Genomic DNA, 12,827 nt, shown 5'->3' with positions numbered 1-12,827 from the left:
GCAGGACAAAGGAACAAGAGGACGTGAAGCCCGTGCGATATGCTTATGGAGTAACCACCGCGCTGCTGCTTGGCGGCGCAACCCTTTCGCTGGTGACCGGCCTGCCCGCAGGAGCGCAGGTCGCCCAGAACGAAGACAGCCGGATGACGAGCATCACGCCGCGTGCGGGTGCGCCCGGCAGCTTCGCCGACCTGACAGAGCAGCTTGCTCCCGCCGTCGTCAACATCTCGACGCGGCAGCGCGTGCAAGTGAACAACAACCCGTTCGCGGGAACGCCGTTCGCCGACCTGTTCGGCGGCCAGAACCGCGGACCGCAGACGCGCGAGGCGCAATCGCTCGGCTCCGGGTTCATCATCTCGGCTGACGGATACGTCGTGACCAACAATCACGTCATCGTCGCGGACGGTCGTGGCGAGGTCGAATCGATCACCGTAACGATGCCCAACGGCACCGAATATCCGGCTCGCATGGTCGGCCGCGACGCCTATTCCGACCTCGCGGTACTAAAGATCGATGCCGGCAAGGCTTTGCCCTTCGTGACGTTCGGCGATTCCTCGCAGGCCCGCGTCGGCGACTGGGTGATGGCGATCGGCAACCCGTTCGGACTTGGCGGGACGGTCACGGCGGGCATCATCTCGGCCGTGTACCGCAACACCGGCCAGGGCGGGTACGACCGTTACATCCAGACCGATGCCGCCATCAACCGGGGCAACTCCGGCGGCCCTATGTTCGACATGCAGGGCAACGTCATCGGCATCAACAACGCCATCTTCTCCCCCACGGGAGGAAGCGTCGGCATCGGCTTTGCCATCCCGGCGGAGATCGCGGCGCCGATCGTCGAGCAGCTGCGGCGCGGCGAACGGGTCGAGCGCGGCTATCTGGGCGTGCGCATCCAGCCGATCACCGACGACCTCGCCGACTCGCTCGGGATCGAGCGCAATCGCGGCGAATTCGTCCAGGCCGTCGAGCCTGGCGGTGCCGCCGAGAAGGCGGGAATCAGGGCCGGCGACGTGGTCATCTCGGTCAACGGACGCGACGTGACGCGCGACCAGACGCTTTCGTTCCTGGTGGCCAGCACGTCTCCCGGAAGCCGCATCCCGATCGAGCTTATCCGCAACGGCCGCCGGACGACGGTGCGCGCGACGGTCGAGCAGCGCCCGCCCGACGAGCAGCTTGCCCAGCAGTTCGATCCTGACGACGAGGAAGGCAATCCCTTCCAGCAGGATCCCGAACAGCAGGGCGACGGCGTCGCCGAACAGTCGCTCGGTCTTTCGGTCATCCCGATGACTGCGCAGATCGCGCGCCAGCTCGGCGTTGGCAACGACGTCTCGGGCGTGGTGGTCAATGCCGTCGATCCGAACTCGGACGCTGCGCGCAAGGGCGTGCGCCGGGGCGACATCATCCTTTCGGCCAATTACGAGGACACCGCCACGGTGCAGGCGCTCGAGAACGCGATCCGCAGCGCCCGGCAATCCGAGCGCGACGCGGTCCTGCTGCGCATCCAGCGGCGCGGACAGTCTCCGGCCTACGTTCCTGTCAGGCTCCGCTGAGCGGGCGCTTCAGACGCAACAGTTCAAGGTGAACCGGGACGCGTCGCAGGCTCTATCGCCTGCGGCGCGTTTCCTATCGGGCGACGCGGCGCCTCGGCAGGCGGTCGGGTCGCCTCGGGCTGCCCCGCCCCGCGCGTGACCGAAACCCCGCTTGCAGAGCGAGGATCGGTTTGCCGCGAGCCCGGCGCGGGCGGTGCGGCGCGAAGGCCGGGATCGCGGGCACCCGTCGCGCGGTCGAGGAAATCGTCGCTTGCGGCAGGCGGCGGGCCGCCGGGTCCCGGATCGTCGGCATAGTCAGGCCGGTTGCGGTCGGGTGGCGGCGCGGCTCCGGGAGGAAGCGGCTCGTACTGGCCGCCGGGCTCGATCAGGTTGCCCTGCTCGTCGACGAAATAATAGTCGTCGGGATCGCCGAAGAGGAATTCGTCGTCCGGCTCGAGCTGCCAGTCGGGCAGCTTGAGCTCGGTGTCGAACTGCTCGACCGGGCGGTCCTTGACCGCGTAGCGCATGAAGGCCGCGAAGGCGCGGGCAGGTGCGCGCCCGCCCTGCAGGCCGGGTACTGCCCTGGCATCGTCGCGCCCCATCCAGACGCCGGTCGTGATCCCGCTCGAGAATCCGAGGAACCAGCCGTCCTTGTTCGAGCTCGTGGTACCGGTCTTGCCCGCTACCGGCCGGCCGATGTCGGCGGCGCGGCCCGTACCCGTCGCCACCGCCGATTGCAGCAGGTCGGTGATGCCCGCCGCGACATATTGCGGGACGAGCACTTCGGCTCGGCGGCTTTCGCGCTCATAGATCACGTCGCCGTCGGTCCCGGTTACCTTGACGATGCCGTACGGTTCGACCGAGGTTCCGTTTGCCGCGACCGATGCGAACGCGCGGGTCATGTCGATCAGGCGGACTTCGGATGCGCCGAGGACCATCGCGGGAAGCGTGCTGATCGGCGTCGTTATGCCGAACCGCCGGGCCATGCTGGCGACCGTGCCGAACCCGACTTCGTTGCCCAGCTGCGCAGCGACGGTGTTCTTGGAATAGGCGAACGCCGACCGGACGTCGATCTCGCCTGCAAAGCGCCCGCCCGAATTGCGCGGGCTCCAGCCATCGATCGTGACCGGCTCGTCGACGACCATGTCCTGCGGCGTGTATCCCGCCTCGAGCGCGGCGAGATAGACGAACAGCTTCCAGGCGGAACCCGGCTGGCGCACCGACTGCACCGCGCGGTTGTAGTTCGACGTCACGTAGTCGGTCCCGCCGACCATCGCAAGGACCGCCCCGTCGCGGTCCATGCTGACAAGCGCGCCCTCCGCGCCCTTGGGCGCGTTGGACTGCACCGCTGTCGTCGCCGTGCGCTGCATGCCGACATCGAGCGTGGTCCAGACCTCGATCGGCTCATCGGTATCGTAGGGCAGCAGGAGGTCGAGCTGCGGCAAGGCCCAGTCGGTGAAGTAGCGGACCGAATTCTGCCCTTCTTCCTTGGCGATCCTGACCGTGTCGAGATCGATCTCGGCGGCGCGCGCCGAACTGATCGCGCCGTTCGCCTCCATCACCTGCATGACGACCTTGCCACGCGATACGGCGGCGGCGACATCGGCGGTGGGCGAGTAGCGCGATGGCGCCTTGACCAGCCCTGCGATGATTGCGGATTCGGCGAGCGACAGGTCCGTGGCCGGGTGGCCGAAGAACTTGCGGCTGGCGGCATCGATCCCGTAGGCGCCGCCGCCGAAGTAGACCTTGTTCAGGTAGAGCTCGAGAATCTCGTCCTTGGAGAACTTCGTCTCAAGGGCCACCGCAAGGACCGCTTCCTTGACCTTGCGGCCGAAGGTGCGGTTGTTGTTGAGGAATATGTTGCGGGCAAGCTGCTGGGTGATGGTCGAGCCGCCCTGCCGCCAGGAACCGCTTTGCACGCGCACCCAGACCGACCGCACCACGCCGATGGGATCGACGCCGATGTGCGAGCGGAAACGGCGATCCTCGACCGAAACCATCGCGGTCTTCATCGTCTCGGGAATCTGTTCATATTCCAGCCACTTGCCGTAGCTGGGGCCGAGCGAGACGAGTTCCGTGCCGTCGCGCGCGCGCACGACGATCATTTGGCCGTTCTGGCTCGATTTCAGGGCGGAATAGGTCGGGAGCGAGCTGGCCGTCATGTAGACGGCGGTGCCCACGAAGATCAGCGCGAGGAGCGCGAACGCGGTGCCCCATATGAACAGGGATCGCAACGCGCGCCGCCAGAACGGCTTCTTCTCTTCGGGTTCGGGGGAGCTGCCCTTGCGTCGGCGGCGCCGGTTGGCGTCTGCTGCCATGTCTTTAAGAACTGCCCCCTGTGGCGGACGCAAGTCGTCCGAGGTCGGAATACACCTTGCACAGGCATTTGTAACCCATGCTTAACGGCGATGCGACGTCCGGAGCAGGGTCAGTCCTTGCAGGGCTCGAACTCGAGCGCGGCGCTGTTGATGCAGTAGCGCAGGCCCGTCGGGGCGGGACCGTCCGGAAAGACATGGCCAAGGTGCCCTTCGCATTTCGAGCAGACCACTTCTGTCCGCACCATGCCATGCGAAGCGTCGTTGTGCTCCTCCACCGCAGTGGCATCGGCGGGCCGGACGAAGCTGGGCCAGCCGGAGCCGGAATCGTACTTGTCGGAAGACTCGAACAGCGGCTGGCCGCATCCGGCGCAGCGGTACTCGCCCTCGGCCTTGTTCTTTTCGTACTCGCCGGTGAAGGCCCGCTCGGTGCCCGCCTCGCGCAGCACGTGGTATTGCTCGGGACTCAGGCGTTCGCGCCACTGGGCCTCTGAAAGCTTAAGCTTCTCGGTCATCGGATGCAGTCTCCTTCGGCACAGGATATGGTAGCGCGAAGCGTCTTCTCAAGCTTTCAGGCAGCGCGCGTCGTCGCGCGGTCGAGGAAGGAGGGAAGCAGGTGCAGGTAGACGCTGTCGGTCCATTCGCCGCCGACGAACCAGGTCCTTTCCATGCGCTGGACTTCGAAGAAGCCGAGCTGCGCCAAAAGCCGGAGCGACCGTTCGTTGCGCGGATCGACATCCGCCTCGACGCGCGGCAGGCGGTGTACATCGAAAGCGCGCCGCAGCACCGCGATCAGCGCTTCCGCCGCGTATCCCATCCCCCACGAATCCGGATGGAAGATGAAACCGACCTCGGGGAAACTGTAGAGGCCCGCCTTGCCGATGAGGCGCCCTTCCCGTTCGACGATGAAATCCTCGCCCTCACCGGGCGGGATGGCGATCATTCGTCCGAGCCACTCTTTCGTTTCTTCAAGATCGGAATGCGGGGGCGTGGACCAGTATGCAGTCGCACGCTCGTCCGCGAGGATCGCGTGCATCGCATCGAGGTCTTCCCAGCCCGCCGGGCGGAGGACCAGCCTGTCCGTTTGAAGGCGCATCCGGCGTGTTTCGCCGAAAAGGCGCGATCAGGCAATCGGTTCGACGATCAGCACCACGCCGTCGTGACCGGCGACGCGCAGGCGCGTGCCGGGAGCCGCGTCCGCTCCCTTGGCGAGCCATTCGCTGTCGCCCAGCCGCACCCTGCCCGTTCCGCCCTGGATAGCGGTGACGACGACAACGGTTTCGCCCATGATGCGCGCGCCGCGGTCGTTCATCTTGGGGTCGAAGGCCTCGATCGGATTGTCGCGCAGGTAGCGGCGGCCAAGGAATACGGCAGCGATCGCCAGCGCGGCGAACAGCATGATCTGCACGAAAAGGCCGATCGGAAGCAGCCAGGCGGCAATGCCGGTGATGATCGCGGCCCCGGCCATCCAGATCAGGAAGGTGCCGGGCACGGCGATCTCTGCCGCAGCGAGAAAGACGCCCAGCGCCAGCCAGATCCAGTGCGGGGCCAGATCGTTGATCCAGTCCATCAGCGGCTACCCGTCGGCGGAACGGTGGGCGACGATCCGGCCGGGCGGCGCGGCGGCGCTGGCGGTGTCGGCGCAGGACCGTCCGGTCCCTTGCCGAGCGCATCCTTGGCAAGCTCCCCGATCCCGCCGAGCGTGCCGATGAGCTGCGTCGCTTCGACCGGGAACAGGATGGTCTTGGCATTGGGCGATGTCGCGAACTTGGCGACCGCGTCGGTGTACCGCTGCGCGACGAAGTAGTTGATCGCCTGCACGCCCGAATCGGCGATCGCCTGGCTGACCATGTGCGTCGCGCGTGCCTCGGCCTCGGCCTCGCGCTCGCGCGCCTCGGCGTCGCGGAATGCCGATTCGCGGCGGCCCTCGGCGGCGAGGATCTGCGATTGCTTGGTGCCCTCGGCGCGCAGGATCTGCGACGCGCGGTCGCCCTCGGCCTCGAGGATCTCGGCGCGCTTGAGGCGCTCTGCCTTCATCTGGCGCGCCATCGCCTCGGAGATGTCGAGCGGCGGGCGGATGTCCTTGATCTCGACGCGCGTGATCTTGACGCCCCACGGCGAGGTCGCGTGATCGACGACTGAAAGCAGGCGCGCGTTGATCTCGTCGCGCTTCGACAGCGTCTCGTCGAGGTCCATCGAACCCATCACCGTACGCAGGTTCGTGGTGGTGAGCGCCATGATCGCGTTGTGGAGGCCCGACACCTCGTACGCGGCCTTGCCCGCCTCGAGCACCTGGAAGAACACCACCGCATCGACGCCGACCATGGCGTTGTCCTTGGTGATGATTTCCTGCCCGGGAATGTCGAGCACCTGCTCCATCATGTTGATCTTGTGCCCGACGCGATCGATGAACGGCGTAATCACGTGCAGGCCGGGGTCGGCCGACTTGGTGAACTTGCCGAACCGCTCGATCGTGTAGACGTAGCCCTGCCGCACGACGACAACGCCGGCAAACAGGAAAATCACCACGAGCGCGATCAGCGCAATGGCGAAGTAACCCATTTCGTACCCTCCTCACGAACCCCGCGCGAAATCTTAGCGCGGACTGTAGGGGGGGCAAGTAAATCCGGCGTAACCGGACCCGTTGTTATTTCCCGGTCACAATCCGTCGAAAAGCCGCATCATGGCGCTCCACGCCCGCTCCGCCTGTGTCGCGTCGTAGGCCGGGGAGTCCGCCACGCACCATCCGTGATCCGCCGGATAGACCTCTATCTCGGCCGGCACCCCGGCTGCATCGGCGGCCTGGCGCAGGATCGTCTTGTGATCGGGCGACTTCTCGTCGTCGTTGCGCGCGATGGCGAAGAGGTAGGCGGCTTGCGTGTCGTCGAGCAGCTCATGCGGGCTGTCATCCCCTTCCGCAACGAGACCGGCACCGTGGAACGAGGCCGCGGCCCGCACACGACCGGGGGCCGCAGCCGCCGTGCGCACGGTGAAGGGTCCGCCCATGCAATAGCCGTTGCTGCCGATGCCGCGCGCCTTGTCGACGCTTTGCTGCTGGTCGAGATAGGCGACGAAGGCCTTGGCATCGCGCGTGGTCGCGGAGGGCGTGATCGCCTCGCGCATCGGCGCGATCTTCTCCCTGCCCTCGGGCGTGCGCCATTCGGAGAACGCGCCGAGCACGGGGGCGGGCGCATTGCGATAATACTGGTTCACGGCGAGGACCGCATATCCTTGCGATGCGAGGCGGCGCGCCATGATCTTGAACACGTCGCGCAAGCCGGCGATGTCGGGCCAGAGGATCACGCCGGGATGGGCGCCCTGCGCGGGATGCACGAAGAACGCGTCGGCAACGCCGTCGCTCGTCGTTACCTGGACCGTCCGTTCGACAAGCTCGCCGCCATCGGCGGCGGTGCCGTTCGCGCCCGCGCACCCGGCCAGTGCCGCGGCAGCACCGAGAGCGGTAAATTCACGGCGGCTCAACCCGCGCTTGCGAAGGGCCTCTTCCTCGGCTTCGGCGGTATAGTCATCGCACATCGGCATCAAGCTCCTGATCGTCCCCGCCTTCACAGGCATAGCCGAGCGTCGCGGGCCCCGCCACCCTGCGGCAGCCGAAGCTCATTCGCCGTAGAAATTCAGTTCGATGAGCACGTTGTTGGGATCGCGGGTGAAGACCTGGCGCAGGCCGATCCCGCTGAGGTCGTTTGTCCGGAAGTCCGCTCCCGAAGCCTGCAGCCTTGCCACGATCTCCTCGTAGCCTGCGCAGTTGAGCGCCACGTGATCGATCGCCCCTGTCACCCCGCCGGGATTGGTCTGCCCGCCCGTCCGGTTCTCGCAGTTAGCGTCGACAAGGTGAAAGATCGGCTGCCCGCTCTCGTCCGCCATCCACTGGATTTCCTCGGGCGAGAGTGGTTCGGGCGGATTGCGCCGCTCGAGTCCCAGCACTTCCGCATAAAAGCGCACCGTGCCTTCGAGGTCCCCGGTCCTGATGTTTACGTGATCGAGCCTCTGTACCTGCATCCCCGCCTCCGTAGTGGTCAGCTTCTGAATACCACAGTCCGGTTGCCCGTCAGCAGTACCCTGTCCTCGAGGTGGAGCCGAACCGCTTCGGCCAGCACCCGGCGTTCGATGTCGCGCCCCTTCCTGACGAGGTCCTCCGGGCTGTCGGCATGCGTGATCGGCTCGACATCCTGATGGATGATCGGCCCCTCGTCGAGGTCCGCCGTGACGTAGTGCGCGGTCGCGCCGATCATCTTCACCCCGCGCGCATGTGCCTGGTGATAGGGCTTCGCGCCCTTGAAGCCCGGCAGGAACGAGTGGTGGATGTTGATACAGCGCCCCGAAAGCCACTGCGCCATCTCGTTCGAGAGGATCTGCATGTACCGGGCGAGCACGACAAGCTCCGCGCCGGTGCTTTCCGCGATGGCGCGAACCTTCGCTTCCTGCCCGGCCTTGGTGTCCCTGGTGATCGGGAGGTAGTGGAAGGGCAGGTCGCGGATGCTGGTGTTGGTCAGCGCCTCTCGCGGATGGTTGCTGACGATGGCGACGATGTCCATCGCCATCTCGCCGATCCGCTGCCGATAGAGCAGGTCGGCAAGGCAATGGTCGAACTTCGACACCATCAGCAGCACCCGGCGCGGCCGGTCGCGGCGTCGCAGGGTCCAGCGCATCGCGTATTCGTCGGCGACCGGAACGAAACTGTCGCGGATTGCGTCGCCGTCGCCCTCACCCGGATCGAAGGCGACGCGCATGAAGAACTCGCCGCTTTCGAGGTCGTTGAACTGCTGCGCCTCGAGGATGTTGCCGCCTGCCTCGAACAGGTGGCCGGCGACCCGCGCGGTGATACCGGGGCGGTCGCGGCAGGCCAGCGTGAGAGTGAGGACGTCGCCCAAGCTCGCTGTCCTCAGGCCGCGCGGCGACCGGTCAGCGCGGCTTCGCTTTCGGCGAGGAGCGAGGCGACGATCTGCGCCACCGGCTCTTCCTCCTTCACCATGCCGACCGACTGCCCGGCCATCAGCGAACCGTTCTCGACATCGCCGTCGATCACTGCCCGGCGCAGCGCCCCGGCCCAGTAGTGCTCGATCTGGAGCTGGGCCTCGGCCATCTCGATCCCCTCGCCGTCGAGAAGCCCGGCGACTTCGCGCTGCTTGGCCGAGAACGCCTCGGTCCCCTTGTTGCGCAGCGCGCGGACCGGAATGACGGGCAGGCGGGGATCGACCTGTACGCTGGTCACCGCATCGCGGGCAGAGGCGCGGAAGAACGCCTTCTTGAAGTCGGGATGCGCGATCGATTCGGTCGCGCAGGCGAACCGCGTGCCGAGTTGCACACCGCACGCACCCATCTCAAGGTAGCCGGCGATCGCCTCGCCCCGGCCGATCCCGCCAGCCACGAAGACCACATGCTCGCGGCCGAGCGCCGGGAGAAATTCCTGCGCGAGGACGCTGGTCGAGACAGGGCCGATATGCCCGCCCGCTTCCATCCCCTCGATCACAAGCGCGTCTCCACCCGAGCGGAGCAGTTTCCTGGCGAGCGCCAGCGTCGGGGCAAAAACGATGACTTTCGCACCGAATGCCTTGATCGCTTCGACGCTGCCCTTGGGAGGAATGCCGCCCGCAAGAACGACATGGCCTACCTCGTGCCGCGCGCAGACCTCGATCAGGTCGAACAGTTGCGGGTGCATGGTTATGAGGTTCACGGCAAAGGGCTTGCCAGTAAGAGCCCTGGTTCCGGCGATCTCCACATCGAGCAGTTCTGGCGTCATCGCCCCGCACGCGATCACTCCGAATGCGCCCGCATTGCTGATAGCGGCGACGAGATTGCGTTCGGACACCCACGACATCGCGCCGCACATGATTGCCCAGTCGCTGCCGAGGAATTCGGCGCCGCGCGCCATCAGGCGCCGGGTTTCGGGGTATTCGGACATGTCACTCCCTGCGGAAACGCGAACGTGAAACAGCGCTTGGGCCTTAGGGGCGCACCGCCGGGCAGGCAAGCCGCACATGGGTTCGGAGCCAAACCGAGAGACCTGCGTTACCGACGACGAAGCCCTTCGCAATGTAGAACCAAGGATACTCCATGAAGTCGAATTTCATCACCGCTCGCAATCTTCGCACCCTCCTCGTTGCGCTCGGCGGCGGGCTCGCCCTGTCGGCATGCGGCTCGCAGGAGCCCGCGCCCGAACCGGTCGCCCAGGCTTCGAGTGGCGTGCCGGACCTCGAGGAGGCGCTGGCCGAGGAAACCGCGACGCAGAAGCTCGAATCGTCTGCCGACATGCTGGCCTCGCGCATTGCGACGGGCGGCCTGAACAGCGCGCAGGTCGGCATCCTGCTCGACGACATCGAGCGCATGGTGGCCGATGCGGGTCCCGAACTGTCCGAGGAGTTGCAGACCAGTCTCCGCGAGGACCTTGCATCGGCACGCGATGCCGCCGAAGCGAAGGATCTCGAAGCCGTCGCCGAAGCCGCACGGGCGATGCAGGCGGCCATCGACGACACCGATGGTGCCGGAATGGAAGCGGTTTCCGAAACCGAAGCCTGACGCGAACAGCCGGAGCCATGGCGTTCCACGAGGCCTGGGCGCGCAGGTAGCGGCACCTGCGGGTGCATCCCCCGGCCGGCGCGCGATACGCTCTGTCGCGAGCAACGAAAGCCATCGGCGAGACGATCGCCGGTGGCTTTTCCGTGGCCGGCAGTCCTTGGCAAATTCCCCTCCTGCTCTTGAGAATTGATCGCGATCAATTTCCTGCCACCCCGGCTCCATTAATCGACACGCGGGGTTGTAATCGCGAGCGACTCGCATTAGCGGCGTTCTTCTATTGCAAATCATTCGCAACGAAGGGTGGGACATTTTGGGAAATTGTGGTTTTTGCAGGTTCGCAACCGGCGCATCGGCGCTTGTCCTTGCGGTGCTCGCGGTGCCGGCGGTTGCCGCCGAAAGCGAGGCGACGCTCGACGAGGACCGGACGTACGCACCGGAGAACATCGTCGTCGTCGGAAAGTGGACGGGCTACTCGGTCACCGACGGCTCGACCTCGATGAAGACGCCGACGCCGCTGATCGACACGCCGCAGGCGGTCACCGTCGTCACCCGCGACCAGCTTGACGACCAGAACATCCGCCAGCTTGGCGAAGCGTTGCGCTATGTCGCCGGCGTCTCGATGGAGACGGGCGAAGGCCACCGCGACGAAATCTTCATCCGCGGCCAGGAAACGACCTCCGACTTCTACCTCAACGGCCTGCGCGACGATGCGCAGTACTACCGCTCGCTCTATGACATCGAGCGGATCGAGGTTCTGAAGGGTGCCAACGCGCTCACCTTCGGGCGCGGCGGCGGCGGTGGCATCGTGAACCGCGTCAGCAAGTCGGCCGACTTCGGCGAAGGTTTCGTTCACGGCAACGCTTCGGTGGACACGTTCGGCGCCTTTGCGCTCGCGACCGACATCAACCAGCCGCTGTCGGACTCGCTGGCGGGCCGCCTCAACGCGACCTACGAGGAGTTCGACAGCCACCGCGACTTCTACGAAGGGCGGTTCTTCGGGATCTCGCCTACCGTTTCGCTCCGCCCGATCGAACGGACGCGGATCGTGCTCGGCTATTCCTATACCGACGACCAGCGCGTCACCGATCGCGGCGTCCCGTCGCTCGGCGGGCGTCCGCTGGACGATTACGACAAGACGTTCTTCGGCGATCCCGACTTCAACCAGGCGAGTTCGAAAGTCCATATCGCCCGCATGCGCATCGATCACGATGTGAACGACGCGCTCACGGTGAATCTGTCTGCGCAGTACGCGAACTACGACAAGGTCTACGCCAACGTCACGCCTTCGAGCACCGATGGCTCCACCGTGACGCTCGGCGGCTATCGCGATGCGACCATGCGGGAGAACTGGATTGGACAGGGCAACCTCGTGTGGCAGGGAAATACCGGTTCGATCGGGCACACCCTCCTCGCAGGCTTCGAAGCGATGCGACAGGATACGCAGAACTCGCGCAACGGCATCTCGTTCGCGACTGCTGGCGGCCCCGCGTCGAGCGTCACGGTGCCGCTGGCGCGTACAATCGCGCTGCCACCGGTCTCGCTTGGCGGTGTCGCCCGAAGCCGCGATTCGCAGCTAACCGTGCTTTCGGCCTACGTGCAGGATCAGCTCGAGATCGGCGACTGGCTGCAACTTGTCGGCGGCATCCGTTTCGAAAGCTTCGATCTCGAGACGCGCGACGTACTTTCGGGCACCCCCGGCGACCGCAGGGACGAGAAATGGAGCCCGCGCTTCGGCATCGTGCTGAAGCCGCAGGAATCGCTTTCGATCTATGCAAGCTATACGGAAAGTTTCCTGCCTCAGGCCGGCGACCAGTTTTTGATCCTCAGCCCCGGCGACACTGCCCTCGATCCCGAGAAGTTCGAGAACATCGAGGCCGGGATCAAGTGGGCGCCGCGCCCCGACCTGCTGGTCAGCGCGGCGGTCTTCCAGCTCGAGCGATCTAACACCACCGCGCCCGATCCCGACGGCTCGGGTCTCTCGGCGCTGACCGGGAAGACGCGGGTGCGCGGCTTCGAGGCGCAGGTCTCGGGCAACCTGACCAAGGACTGGCACGTCAATCTGGGCTACACCTACCTTGACGGCGAAATCCGCTCTGACACCGATGCGGCCCCTGCCGGAACCACATTGCAGCAAGTCCCCGAGCACCACATTGCGGCATGGATGCGCTACGACGTGACCCACCGGTTCGGCCTCGGCGGCGGGATCGTGCACAGTTCGAAGCAGTTCGCCTCGTTCAGCAACGCCGTGGTGCTGCCGGCATACACCCGCGTCGACGCCGCCGCCTACTTCGACCTGACCGACCGCGTGTCATTGCAGGTCAACATCGAGAACCTGTTCGACGAGGACTATTACCCGAGCGCACACGGCGACAACAACATCCAGCCCGCCAAGCCGCTCTCGGCCAGCTTCGGCGTTCGCGTCGAAATGTAGGATGCGGGCGGCGGCGTT

Annotated in this window: 12 protein-coding genes; 3 read left to right on the top strand and 9 right to left on the bottom strand. The window is 66.0% G+C overall.

Annotation, left to right across the window (positions count from 1 at the left end):
- Positions 1-32: 32 nt before the first annotated feature.
- A complete protein-coding gene (locus tag FHS75_RS07110; RefSeq protein ID WP_179407423.1) occupies positions 33-1,550 on the top strand; it encodes a Do family serine endopeptidase in 1,518 nt (505 codons plus the stop codon).
- A gap of 23 nt (positions 1,551-1,573) precedes the next feature.
- Here the strand turns inward: FHS75_RS07110 and FHS75_RS07105 are convergent, their stop codons facing one another.
- From FHS75_RS07105 to FHS75_RS07065, 9 genes are all read right to left on the bottom strand, one after another.
- Entirely contained in the window at positions 1,574-3,847 is a 2,274-nt protein-coding gene (locus FHS75_RS07105; RefSeq protein ID WP_179406987.1) for a transglycosylase domain-containing protein, read from the bottom strand.
- A 110-nt stretch (positions 3,848-3,957) separates the two neighbouring features.
- The gene (gene msrB, locus FHS75_RS07100) at positions 3,958-4,359 is read right to left on the bottom strand and encodes a peptide-methionine (R)-S-oxide reductase MsrB (protein ID WP_179406986.1); all 402 of its coding nucleotides are present in this window, start codon (positions 4,357-4,359) and stop codon (positions 3,958-3,960) included.
- A 56-nt stretch (positions 4,360-4,415) separates the two neighbouring features.
- Entirely contained in the window at positions 4,416-4,940 is a 525-nt protein-coding gene (locus FHS75_RS07095) for a GNAT family N-acetyltransferase (RefSeq protein ID WP_179406985.1), read from the bottom strand.
- A gap of 27 nt (positions 4,941-4,967) precedes the next feature.
- Positions 4,968-5,414, bottom strand: coding sequence for an NfeD family protein (locus FHS75_RS07090; protein ID WP_179406984.1), 447 nt, complete (start codon positions 5,412-5,414; stop codon positions 4,968-4,970).
- A complete protein-coding gene (locus tag FHS75_RS07085) occupies positions 5,414-6,406 on the bottom strand; it encodes an SPFH domain-containing protein (protein WP_179406983.1) in 993 nt (330 codons plus the stop codon). The genes FHS75_RS07090 and FHS75_RS07085 overlap by 1 nt, the downstream gene beginning before the upstream one ends.
- A gap of 96 nt (positions 6,407-6,502) precedes the next feature.
- Positions 6,503-7,378: a dienelactone hydrolase family protein gene (locus FHS75_RS07080; protein ID WP_179406982.1), complete on the bottom strand. Its 876-nt coding sequence runs from the start codon at positions 7,376-7,378 to the stop codon at positions 6,503-6,505.
- An 81-nt stretch (positions 7,379-7,459) separates the two neighbouring features.
- A complete protein-coding gene (locus FHS75_RS07075) occupies positions 7,460-7,861 on the bottom strand; it encodes a VOC family protein (RefSeq protein WP_179406981.1) in 402 nt (133 codons plus the stop codon).
- 17 nt (positions 7,862-7,878) lie between these two features.
- Entirely contained in the window at positions 7,879-8,733 is an 855-nt protein-coding gene (gene purU / locus FHS75_RS07070) for a formyltetrahydrofolate deformylase (RefSeq protein WP_179406980.1), read from the bottom strand.
- 11 nt (positions 8,734-8,744) lie between these two features.
- Positions 8,745-9,764: an NAD(P)H-dependent flavin oxidoreductase gene (locus FHS75_RS07065; protein WP_179406979.1), complete on the bottom strand. Its 1,020-nt coding sequence runs from the start codon at positions 9,762-9,764 to the stop codon at positions 8,745-8,747.
- Between the two features lie 152 nt (positions 9,765-9,916).
- Here FHS75_RS07065 and FHS75_RS07060 point away from each other — a divergent pair, with 152 nt between their 5' ends.
- The gene (locus FHS75_RS07060) at positions 9,917-10,378 is read left to right on the top strand and encodes a hypothetical protein (protein ID WP_179406978.1); all 462 of its coding nucleotides are present in this window, start codon (positions 9,917-9,919) and stop codon (positions 10,376-10,378) included.
- A 310-nt stretch (positions 10,379-10,688) separates the two neighbouring features.
- Positions 10,689-12,809: a TonB-dependent receptor gene (locus tag FHS75_RS07055; protein ID WP_244959009.1), complete on the top strand. Its 2,121-nt coding sequence runs from the start codon at positions 10,689-10,691 to the stop codon at positions 12,807-12,809.
- The last annotated feature ends 18 nt before the right edge of the window (positions 12,810-12,827 follow it).

The organism is Novosphingobium marinum (genome assembly GCF_013408095.1).
Taxonomy (GTDB): domain Bacteria; phylum Pseudomonadota; class Alphaproteobacteria; order Sphingomonadales; family Sphingomonadaceae; genus Novosphingobium; species Novosphingobium marinum.
Note: the sequence above shows the minus strand (reverse complement) of the source record. Positions and strands in the feature narration are given on the sequence as shown.